General features: G+C 48.2%; 7 protein-coding genes. 4 read left to right on the forward strand and 3 right to left on the reverse strand.

Going from position 1 to position 11,669, the window contains the following annotated elements:
- Window positions 1-1,154 precede the first annotated feature (1,154 nt).
- Window positions 1,155-2,267, reverse strand: a complete 1,113-nt coding sequence (locus tag WJM45_RS04405; RefSeq protein ID WP_341327775.1) for a hypothetical protein — start codon at window positions 2,265-2,267, stop codon at window positions 1,155-1,157.
- A 321-nt stretch (window positions 2,268-2,588) separates the two neighbouring features.
- The gene (locus tag WJM45_RS04410) at window positions 2,589-3,338 is read right to left on the reverse strand and encodes a hypothetical protein (protein WP_341327776.1); all 750 of its coding nucleotides are present in this window, start codon (window positions 3,336-3,338) and stop codon (window positions 2,589-2,591) included.
- Between the two features lie 1,678 nt (window positions 3,339-5,016).
- Between WJM45_RS04410 and WJM45_RS04415 the strand changes: the two genes are divergently transcribed.
- The 4 genes from WJM45_RS04415 (at window position 5,017) to WJM45_RS04430 (ending at window position 9,577) form a co-directional block, all read left to right on the forward strand.
- Window positions 5,017-5,520, forward strand: a complete 504-nt coding sequence (locus WJM45_RS04415; protein ID WP_341327777.1) for a TlpA disulfide reductase family protein — start codon at window positions 5,017-5,019, stop codon at window positions 5,518-5,520.
- 136 nt (window positions 5,521-5,656) lie between these two features.
- Window positions 5,657-5,881 (forward strand): DUF4266 domain-containing protein, encoded by a 225-nt coding sequence (locus WJM45_RS04420; protein ID WP_083877869.1) that lies wholly within the window; start codon window positions 5,657-5,659, stop codon window positions 5,879-5,881.
- Complete coding sequence (locus WJM45_RS04425) at window positions 5,868-8,555, forward strand: DUF3570 domain-containing protein (protein WP_341327778.1); 2,688 nt, start codon at window positions 5,868-5,870, stop codon at window positions 8,553-8,555. Before WJM45_RS04420 ends, WJM45_RS04425 begins: the two co-directional genes overlap by 14 nt.
- 98 nt (window positions 8,556-8,653) lie before the next feature.
- Window positions 8,654-9,577, forward strand: a complete 924-nt coding sequence (locus tag WJM45_RS04430) for an FAD:protein FMN transferase (RefSeq protein WP_341327779.1) — start codon at window positions 8,654-8,656, stop codon at window positions 9,575-9,577.
- Window positions 9,578-10,296: 719 nt separating this feature from the next.
- On the opposite strand, the gene mltF is transcribed toward WJM45_RS04430, so the two are convergent.
- The gene (mltF, locus tag WJM45_RS04435; RefSeq protein WP_341327780.1) at window positions 10,297-11,661 is read right to left on the reverse strand and encodes a membrane-bound lytic murein transglycosylase MltF; all 1,365 of its coding nucleotides are present in this window, start codon (window positions 11,659-11,661) and stop codon (window positions 10,297-10,299) included.
- Window positions 11,662-11,669 lie beyond the last annotated feature (8 nt).

Here is an 11,669-nt window from a genome sequence, read left to right on the forward strand (position 1 = left end):
GGAAACAAGCTGTAACACTACCATCTTGATCGAACCGCTTCGGTCTTCACTTTTTGTCATTTGTCGAACGGCAACTTTTTTCATGATAATCCCCTTGAATAAGAGTAAATCGAAAATAACATGACCCTTTGAAAAGGAATCCAGAACAGATTACCTCGTAATCCCACAATTCCAAATTCAATTTAAATTAAGCAATATTGCTGCCAGTTTTATAAAGGAAGCGTTGAGGCGAGCGCCAAAGCACTATATTCGGCGTTATGCCGGGAATGAGGGGGGCTATTGTAACGGCCTAATTGCAAATTGATTGGGAATGCCGAGTATATGAGTCGGTCCAACGGGCTATTTTTGCACTATTATAGTGCGTTACACCCGTCGTGAATCAAAATTTGGATAATTATACCCATCGCAGATCAAAATTCGGCGCCGGGGTGTCCGTCAAAGGACGCCGTAAACCCAGCACCTAAATCCAGCACCTAAATTCCATAGCCTATTGGCCATGATTGATTACATAGATAATTTAGGTGCTGGGTAAATACATCCCTGTAGGCTCTATGCCAGCATGGAGCTGGCGCCTCCTCAGGCACTGCCGAAATTTGAAGTGCGAAAGGTATATTCACGCATCTATCATTCCCATGCTCATCCGACGGGGTGGAAACCCACATGCATCAAGCTAAAAACGGCCACACCACGTCTGCTCTTTCTAAAGTTGCTATTAAAGCGCGTAGCCCGTATGCAGCGAAGCGGAATACGGGAATGACGTGGCTCCGAGCTTCCCGGATTGCGCTATGCTCCATCCGGGCTACGCTGTTTAGACTCCCTCAACAAAGCTCATAGTTCCAGGACGTTATTTATCACGAAATCCTTAGCTTGATGCGTATGGGTGGAAACCCATCATGGCTGAAAATGTTGCAGACGCCGTTTAGAAACCTCGTTCGGCGAGGAGGGGGGATACGCCAATTTAACCCTCGATTGCCGCGTAAGATATATAAGGGCTGGTTGAGTTTTCCAAGCGACTCATCCAACAAGAACGAGGCAGGGAGGGTTGCCGTCCATGGCGTTGCGTCCGTGATAATCGTTATCAGGCGCCTAAGCTACATCAGTTCAAATCGGTTGATGTGTTGGGCTTCGGCGTCGATGTATCGGTATTTGAAGCATTAATTCCAAAATCTTGGAATCGGCAGGTTATTGTCAATGTCTTGCGATGAAGGCTCAATCAGTACGTCATAACCTTGATCGCATGCTTCTGGTAATGGGTTGGCTGTTAAATTACGCTGGACGGTCAGTGTTGGTGCCTCTCCGAGGCCGTGAACGGTGTTGTCATTAAAGCGTGCTGTCGTGTTCGGAATCCAAAGATTAGCCGTTCCCGGTTGTGGCGGGAATGCGTTGCGTTTGCAGATCTCGGCCACGGCCAACCGAATGAGGAGATTTTTAGCGCACGATTCCGGTTTAAACTGAATGCGTCCCAGACGAAAAGGGATCACGCCTTCCAAGCCTGGAGCGATTCGGGTTCTGATATGATTGAAGCCGATGACATTGTCATTGGCATCCGTTTTTTCGCTTTGTCTGGCCAAGAGGCTGTTGCTTTGAATGAGTTGCGGTAAATTTGCCAGGCTGTTAACGGTCAATTCATTGCCTAACGTTAGGTTTTCCTCCGTATCGATGCGAGTCACGATAGAGTTTGGTTCTTGCGTCGGAAATAAGACGCTATGCCCCATGACGCGGGTGTTGCCGGTTCCGCCTTGACAGCTGTCGTGTACCGCAATGCCGCCGTAGAAGTTTTCGCCTTCGTTCACAATGGACTCGGTCAATAATCCAAGAGAGAGGCTCAGATCGGGAGTTGTGTCTCCTCCATTTAAAGGGCTGTTGGTTTTTACGGTCGAGCGTGAAGTCTCCGTATGATCGGTTTCATTTTGGCAATGGTATTCAAGCGCGAAGAGGGAAGTGCCGGCGTCGAATTTTCTAATGCTTACCGTATAAGCGCCGCCGCCGCCCGGAATGGCAATCATCGGGCTAAAGCCGCTTGCAGGGGTGCTTGTTTCGTTCGAAAGACCGTCTTTTTCTATGTGTAGGGCCAAGGTTGGTCCGAATACCGCGCGTAGCCGCGCCTCCATGCGGGTGGAGTTGTTTGCGCAGGTGACGGTATAGACGTTCTCTATTCCGGCTGGGTTTTCAAGGTTGTCGGTAAGGTCATGAGCCCATGTCATATTGCCGACTAAGTAGGCGGTCAAAATAGCGGTTTTGACAAAAAAAACAGATTTTACATACATGATAATCAATACCTCTGTTTGTTTGATGAATAAATGAGTGAAGGTTGGAGTGAAAAATCCGTCATTTTAGTGCTTGCGAGAATGATTCGGTAGTGCCGCGCGGATTTTTTACCGAGCAGAAAGTAAGGGGCTGAGTGTCCGCAAAAACTCAAGGTCGATGGTCTTGGTTCGGTTTATGCTTTGTTCATTGTTTATTCGTGATGATAAAGTGCGATTCTCGATGAAATGTCTTAGGTTTTTGAGAAAAAAGTAAGCCACAAACACTCTAAGGGTGTTTGTGGCTGTGCTATTTCTAGGCCCAGCTTATGCGTATGTTACTGGTTATCTGCCCCATCTTCTTTGTATAGGCAAATTGGCGTCGACGTCTTGATCTGACGGCCACATAACCACGGTTTCGCCTTCCGCGCAATTAGGGTTGTTAATCGTTAGTGTCGCAGGCGCGCCGCTCCGAGGAGTCGGTGTGGCATTATTCATTTCTGTAGTGAATTTAGGGGTTGTATTCGGTATCCATGTGTTTGCCGTTCCTTCGACAGGAGGGAATTTGTTTCTGCAAATATCGGCGATCGCGACTTTTATTTGCAGTCTTTGTATACAAGCTGGTCCGACTATGCCCGTGGTGTCTTCTTTGAAGCTAATGCCGCCTGTGCGGAAGGGTACTAAACCATGTAAACTAGGGTCGAGTTTGCCGTTGATGCTTTCGAATCCGATCACGTCTCCATTGGCGTTTGTTTTTTCGCTTTGACGCTTGAATATATTGTTATTCTGAATCAGCTGCGGCCAGTTGGTCAAGGTCGATATGTTCGTGAAATCTTCCAAGTTGATATCGACTGGTGCGTCGTCAACGGTAAAATAGGGGGTGACTGTAGGAAACACCACGCTTTGTGCGGTGACTGGTATTTTCCTTCCGTTGGCGAGTGTGCAGGTGTGACCGATGACGATATTGTTATAAGTGGTGCCCGTGTCGTTGATCTGGTTTTGGATTCCGGTGTGAGCGTATGCGGTTGTGGTCAATCCGCAAAACGCTAGGCTTAGGCCGGCAAAGAGTGCTTTTCTTATGGTGATGTTTGGCATTTCTTTCCTCTAGTTGATTAATTGAGAGATATTATTTTCATTTCAGCTTTCTCGACGAGAAAGATGGGTTTGAATTAGAGTATAAGCAACAATCATGCCAAAAATAAATAATAATTGAATATTCTACTGATAGGCTCAGTTTTTTTATTGAGAAAATGCCTGCTTTTTAATTAAACTATGTTATATGACATAAAATTAACACGCATTTACTTACGGTATTAAGTCGTCAACCTAAATTCGGTTGTCAATTCACAAGATCACGAAAGTAATCATGGGTCTACCTGAATTTTTTGAATCACACATTAGGTAAGTCACTTGGATAATATAACTAATTGAATATTAATGTAAATCTCGTGTCTGTCGTGCGCAAATGTTTTTTATAGGGTCAAGGTGACTCGGTTGTAACCGAACTGCACCGGCTAGCGCCAAGTCTCCATGTTGATCGTAGAACGTTTATCCTAGAAAAAGCATTTCACCATGAAGATCATGAAGAATAGAAAGTTAATTCAATAACTTATTACGCGTATGAATCAAGCTTTCGCTCACCAAAAAGGTTAGCGAGAAGATTTAGGTAATTTCTTGAAATCCTTCATGAACTTCATGTTCTTCATGGTTTAACTGCCGAATTTAAGTTTATGGTTAATTGTAGATAAAGCAACAAAATCATGGTATTAGTTTTCATGGTGAGTTGATGGTGGGCTATTTTTGCGATTATTTGTTAGATTTATCGGTATCTTTTGAGCCGGCCGGAGGAAGGCGGCGGGTTTTAGGAGGGAGTTCGGTTGTTTTTTGTTGTCTTGGATTATCGGTAATGTCGCGTGGTGCTTAGGGTACTCGCTAGCGGGCCTCGTTTTCGATGTTGCGCGGAGAGTGGGTGCGTGCAATTAAACTGTGTTATTTAACTCATGCTGTGTGTGATATCCCGCATTTTTTAAAGATTGCTCATGCTGCGAAGGTAAGAATGTCGGCAGTCACCCTCCATGGCCTTTATTAAGGCCAGCTACTCCCTTTATACTCAAAAAATGGTTAACTTTATGAAGGTATGGGGTGTGGCTAGCGAGGATGTCGGCAGCAGGGAGCTGCCGCCAAGCCCCCATGGATGGGTTTACGGCGTTTCTCGATAGACACATCCCATACCTTTTATTCTTAGACGGTTTTTTAATCAAAAGGGAGTAGTTTTTAAGTATATAAGGGAGTAATCAAGCCGAGTTCAGTGTAGAGTTTAAATATAACAAACAAATGACAATGGTGCGGGTAAAATGGTCCTGTTATTGCATGTTTCATTGTTTGGTATTGACTCAAAAATGGACTATACCTTTCGCACTTCAAATTTCGGCAGTGCCAGAGGAGGCGCCTGGGTGTCCGGTCCCTCACCTAAAGCTAGCCCAGCCTTAACATTGCGCGTCAATAGGTTATTGAATAAGATGTGATAATTAATTTTATGGTACTACAAAGTTAAATTTGGCATGATTTTTAATTATTATATTTCAATAGCATAGGCGGTAGGTACTACACTTGTTAAAGCTGGGCTAGGTGAGGGACCGGACACCCTGGCGCCGAATTTTAGCTACGGCGGGTATACATCCATACATAAATTTTAAAACTTGAAATGCGATGACTATAGTTCAGTATAAAAACACAAAACTGAAAACTTGTTCCCATAACTAACGAATAAATAATGTCTCGTAAAAAATTGATAGCATTGGCAGCCGGTTTTTCTTCGCTGGTTTTTTTTAATTCTGCTAATGCCGACTTAACTGGCCAACCGGCCCCGCAATGTCAATTGGCGGCAATGCAAGGTAACCCGCCAATTTCCTGGCAGGAGCTTGAAGGAAAAGTCGTATATCTCGATTTTTGGGCTTCTTGGTGTGTTCCTTGTCGGCAATCGTTTCCTTTCATGTCGCAAATGCAACGCGAACTCAAAGATCAAGGCCTTGAGGTGGTTGCTGTCAATCTCGACGAGGATTTGCAAGATGCCAAGGATTTTTTGGCGCAAAATCCTGCGCAATTTTCAGTTGTCGACGACGTTAATCAGCAGTGTGCTCAACAGTATGCTGTCAAAGCTATGCCGTCTTCTTATCTAATCGACCGGAACGGTATCGTTAGAAAAGTGCATCTTGGATTTCGCTCCGGTGAGGCTTTAGAGTTTAGAAAGGCGGTCGAACAGGTTTTGATGGAATAAGCGCTTAGGATTGGAGCATATATCCTCCGTAGATCAAGATTTGGCACCGGGGTCCTCAGCAAAGGCTCTGCTCCTCTGTAGGTCAATGCCGGAGTTTGAGTGCGATGGGTATAAAAAATAATAAGAACACTAAATCATGAATGTATTGACTAAATTAATACCTTGGTATTTTTTCATATGGGGTTTCGCATTGCAGGGCTGTGCGACGGTCGAGCCGTGGGAGCGAGGCACTCTGGCCAAGCCGCAAATGGCATTGGATCGCCATCCGTTGCTAAACGATTTGCGCGGACACAATTACGGTAGCCGCGAAGCGGCAGGAGCGGGTAGTTCTGCAACTGGAGGCGGTTGTGGCTGTTATTGACGAATCCAAATCTGTCAAGGACGATGACAAGCCGGCGCGAACCAGTTTACAAGCATTGACGGCCGCGGCATTGATTTTGCCTGGACTGGCTCCGGCGGCGCAAGACAATGAGTTTACTTTTCAGTACGGTCGTTATGAAGAAAGCCGACGCGATTTGGGCGAAGTGACCAATTTGGATGGTGAGGTTGTTCTCAATAGAAGCCAATTCAAACCGATAACTGTCGATAGCCTGCAAACGACCGCAAATATTAGACTGGCCGACCGTATCAAATTCGCTTTCAAGTATGTACAAGATACCTGGTCCGGCGCCACGCCGGTGAGTACCGCACCGGCTACCCGTCAAGGCAATGTCGCGTTTGGTTCCGGCGCGACGATGGCAGGGGCTTCGCCGTTTTTAAATACGGGCGGGTCGGCTGCGGGTAGAGTCTTTTTTGACTCTCAGTTGAGGCCGATACGCACTAAGCTGGATAGGGACACTTTTCAAGTGCGTAGTCTCGGTGTCGATGAAAGAAATGTTCATACGATGTCGGTTGCCTCTCCGGAAGTTCGCAAGGAAGGCAGTTTCAACCTGACTTATGAATGGGATGAGGCCACGGTCAGCGCGGGCGGCGGATTATCGATCGAAAACGATTATGAGTCGCGCTTTGCCAATTTGGGCATGACGCTCGATTTCAATCAAAAAACGACTACGGTCAGCGGAGGCTTGAGCTATGCGAACAGCTCGACCTCGGCGCTGCTTAACCATGACGCGCAAAATTATATCAATACCAGCGCCTATGATGGCGCGTTGCCTGGGTTACAGCCCCGATACGCAAAGCTCGAAGCCGTTCCGTTCGGTCAAAATGTGCTGCGCGGCAAACGCGAGGATTGGACGGTCAATTTAGGCTTGACGCAAATTGTCACCAAAAGCGCGTTGGCTAAATTCGGTGCTAGCTACACCCGCAGTACCGGTTATTTGAGCAACCCATATAAAGCCGTCACGGCGATTTTTATCGACTCCAATGTGTCGGGACAATGCGATTTTGGCTTGGATTGCCCCGCCGATGTACGATATGTGGGTCAATCGAAGGCCTTTTTGGAGCAGCGGCCGGAATTACGCAATCAATGGAGTTTCGATACAGGCTGGGTGCAATATATCAATCCGCTCGATGCGGCGCTGCATTTCGATTACCGGTTTTATTTCGACGATTGGGGTATCAATGCGCATACCTTCGATGCCGATTGGGTGCAGCCTTTGGGCTTGGGCTGGTCGGTCACGCCTCGGGTGCGTTACTATTCCCAAAGCGAAGCCGATTTCTATACGCCTTTCTTGATAGCCGGTCCGTCTGATGATCCTGGCAACGCAAGGGATTCCCGCGATAACAGCAAGCTACCGACACAAACCTTTTCCAGCGATCACAGGCTTTCCGGCTTTGGCGCGCTGAGTGGCGGTGTGACGGTCAGTAAGCAATTCACTAAGGGTGTCAGACTCGATGCTTCCGTGGAATATTACATGCATCGCGGCGATTGGAAAATCGGCGGTGGAGGCGAGCCGGCTTATGCCGATTTTAACTTTCTCGTCGCGAATGCCGAGCTCAATGTTAATTTTTCCGATTTGGGACGCAGTTTGACCGATGATCATAGTCATCATCACCATAATATGACCGAGCACGAACCTCTCATGCCGGCCGGCTTGATGTGTACCGGGGGGCACATGCTTAATCAGGAAGGCGACTTCATGGTGGGGTATGTGTATCAGTATTTACGGGAAACCGGCAATATGCTGAATCGAACCGGTAAAGCTGGCGATACGTCAATGGTCGCCAACGGTTATCGAACGGTGCCGACCTTTCATGACATGCATATGCATATGATCGATCTAATGTATGCGCCGACCGATTGGTTTAATATCATGGTGATGCCGATGTTTATGGATATGAGTATGAATCAACGGCCATTGACCGGTATTAATCCGCCGGTTAACGTAGGGGCAGACCACTTGCATGGCGGACATGAGGCCGGGGGTATTGGCGATACCTTGATGTTCGGTATGTTTAAGCTGTTTAAGCATCGCGGTCACCATGTGAATTTAGGGATTGGATTTAGCGCGCCGACCGGCGATACCGACATTAAGCTCAATCGTCAACATACGCAAGACGGCGGTTTTATTCATTACCAAATGCAACTCGGTAGCGGGACTTGGGATTTTTTACCGAGTTTGACTTATCTCGGCCAGTACGACAAGTTATCGTGGGGCGCGCAAGCCAGCGGAACTGTCCGTATGCAGAATCAAAACTCATCCGGATATGCGCTGGGTAATATGTTTCAAGCTAGCGCTTGGGGTAGCTATAGTATTTTCAATTGGCTGTCCGGTTCCGTGCGTGGTGTTTATACGACCGAAGGGTCGATCAGCGGTCGATTCAATCCGATAGCGGGTAATTGCTCGGTAAACTATTCTAATGCTTCCGAGCCTTGCGATAACGTCAATCCGACAGGGTCCACATTGGATGACCCGCGAAACTATGGCGGTCGCTTTTGGGATGTCGGCTTCGGTTTGAATGTCGTAGTGCCGGGCGGTGAATTTTCCGGTAATCATTTAAGTGTTGAATGGCTGCAGCCCGTCCATGAAGATGTCAACGGTTTTCAATTAGAACGTAAGGGCTCTCTGTTTGCAACGTGGAGTTATATGTTTTAATTCTGCCCATCGTAGATCAAAATGGGGCCGAATTTTGATCTGCGATGGGTATACGGCAATTAAGTCCTGCTCTATTGCCACGCCCACTGAACTTCGATTTGAAAAAAACATCTCTACAATATTTTCGTTTCAACTTCAAAGCCATGGGGACGCCCTGCGAGATACAGTTGTTTGCTCGCTCGCGGCAGTCCGCCCAACAGGCAGCGAATATTGTCATCGCCGATGTGCAGCGTTTGGAGCGTTTATATTCGCGTTACCGTTCGGATAGTTTCTTATCCGAAATAAACCGTGCCGCCGCTCGGGCGGGATCGATAAGTGTCGATGACGAAACGGCCGGCTTGTTGAATTACGCACAAACCTGCTACGAACAAAGTGACGGCTTGTTTGATATCAGTTCCGGTATCTTGCGCAAGGCTTGGCGTTTCGACCGGAATATCTTGCCGGATGAGGGGCAAATTCAATCGCTATTGGATAAAGTCGGTTGGCATAAGATCGGCTGGCAGCCGCCGAAATTAAGTTTTTCTGTGTTCGGTATGGAGCTTGATTTCGGCGGAATCGTCAAAGAGTATGCAGTGGATCGCGCCGCCGGGTTATGCCAGCAGGCCGGCATCGAGCATGGTCTGGTCAATCTTGGCGGCGATATTAAAATCGTCGGACCCCGTCCGGACGGTTCGCCTTGGCAAATCGGCATCGCGCATCCTCGGCGTAAAGGCGAGGTCATGCAATTATTGGGTTTGACAGGCGGCGCCTTGGCGAGCAGCGGCGATTACGAGCGTTGTTTAGAAATCGCAGGTGAGCGTTATGGCCATGTTCTAAATCCTATAACAGGGTGGCCGGTGCGTTTTTTGGCCTCGGTCAGTGTCGTCGGCGACTTTTGCGTGGTTTCGGGCAGTGCTTCGACCATTGCGATGCTGAGAGAAGAGCAAGGCCCTGCCTGGCTAGAGACTTTGGGGTTGCCTTATCTTTGGGTCGATGTCAATGGTAACTCGGGCGGGCCGCTTATTGAAAAGTCTTCAGCCTAATGTTCATGAGGGCATGGCCATCGTCCCGGCAAATGAAAGTGCGAGGGGCGGCTGGGTGCGGTCACTCGCCCGACAGGACGCCGTAAACCCAGCACCTAAATTCCATAGCCTATTGGCCATGATTGATTACATAGATAAAGATAATTTAGGTGCTGGGTAAATACGTCCATGTAGGCTCGATGGCGGCAATCCCTGCCACCGACGCCTGCCGGTCGAGCAACCGCACCCGCTTCGGATCCGATATTGTTTTTCATATCGAAAAATTAGATAAGGGGTTCGTTTTGGCGAACTTTCTCAGTAACGTTCATGAATGTCCGGCCATCGCCCCGGCAAATGAAAGTTTAACCGCGTAGTTCGGATGGAGCGCAAGCGCAATCCTGGAGGTTCGAGGCCACGCAATCCGCGTACTCCGCCACGTTGGCCACACCTCATACCTTCATAAAGGTAGTCGTTTTTTAGTATTCATCGTTCCTACGCTCTGCGTGGGAATGCATCCCGGGACGCTCTGCGTCCCCAGAGGTCGATAATCCCGACAAGAGCAACCAGCATTCCTAAAGTTTCTTTCCTCGTTCCCACCGCTCCAGCGTGGGAATGCATACCGATCTTGCCTCGGCTGACAAGGTATGGGTTCCCACGGAGGACCGTGGGAACCAGACCCCCCCCATATCTTCATAAAGGTAGTCGTTTTTTAGTATAAAATGAGTTGGTTTATCATGAGCTTAAACCGATTTCGATGATTCCGTTTTACGCAGCAGATCGTGATATAGCCGGATGCGGTCTATGTATTTAACCGAATCCTTGCCGGCCGCATAACCGTATTTTAGGTTTTTGAAATGCCGCCTTTCCGACAGCAGCGGCAATACTTGTTTGATATCGGCCCAGACATTCGGGTTTTTGCCCATTTTTCTGGCCAGTTCGCGTGCATCGTACAGGTGGGCGATGCCGATATTGTAGGCGGCCATCGCGAACCAGATGCGGTCTTCTTCGGCAACTTCTTGAGGAATTCTTTTCAGCAATTGCTGCATGTATTTCGCACCGCCCCGGATGCTTTGTCTGGGATTGAGCCGGTCATTTACGCCCAGCGATTTTGCGGTATTGTTGGTTAGCATCATCAAACCGCGAACGCCGGTCGGGCTTTTCGCGTCAGGGTTCCATTCCGATTCGCCGTAAGCCTGAGTTGCCAGTAATGTCCATGGAATGTTGTAGTCGGCCGCGACTTGTTTGAAATAAGATTTGTATTTGGGCAGGCGTTTTTTGACGCGTTGCAAAAAAACCGCCGCATCATGGTAGTCGAACAATTCGGCGTAGCCGTAATAGCGTTCGTTAATCGCTTTTAGCGTCGAGTCGCTTTGTATGCGCGCGAGCCAATTTCCTATGTATTGCCTGAGAGTTGAGGAATTGTTCGGCAATGCCCAGGCCAGTTTTTCTTCGGATAGCGTATAGGCGTTGATTAGATTAGGAAAATGCAGGCGGTTAACTGTAACGATATTCGATTCGACGACCGTGCAATCGACTGCGCCGTTGGCGACTTGTTCGAGAACTTGCTCGGTCGATAACGTCGTGGTGCTTTGCCATGATAGTTCAGGGTATTGCTGTCTGATTTCGGACAGTTTTTCATCGCTACGGCTGTCGGCAATGACCAGCAGTGAATGATTCAGCAGGTCTTCGTTGGTTTTCGGCAGTTTGCCGCGTTTATTGCAGACGACTTGTTGTTCGACGGTTTTGTAACTCGGCCCGTACTGGAAATGTTTCGCGCCGTATTCGCTAGGGGTCAATCCGGCCGCGGCGATATGGCCTTCGCCGGCGGCCAGCGCCGCCATGATGTCGAAAGTGTTGTCGTAGACCTTGTATTCGACGTCGATATTCAACGACCGCGCCAATTGTTGCGTCAGTTCGTATTCGAAACCTTGTTGCGTGGCGTCGTCGTGGTAATACGTCGTCGGCGCTTGGCGAGTCAAAACGATTAGCTTGCCTTTTTCGCGAATGTCTTCCCAGATACTAACCGGTTTTCGACTCATGTCGGTGTCGTGAACCGGCAATTGGACGAATAGCGGGATGAACAACGCCTGTAGCTTCTTTTTCATAACAGTAC

The organism is Methylotuvimicrobium sp. KM2, assembly GCF_038051925.1.
Lineage (GTDB): Bacteria > Pseudomonadota > Gammaproteobacteria > Methylococcales > Methylomonadaceae > Methylotuvimicrobium.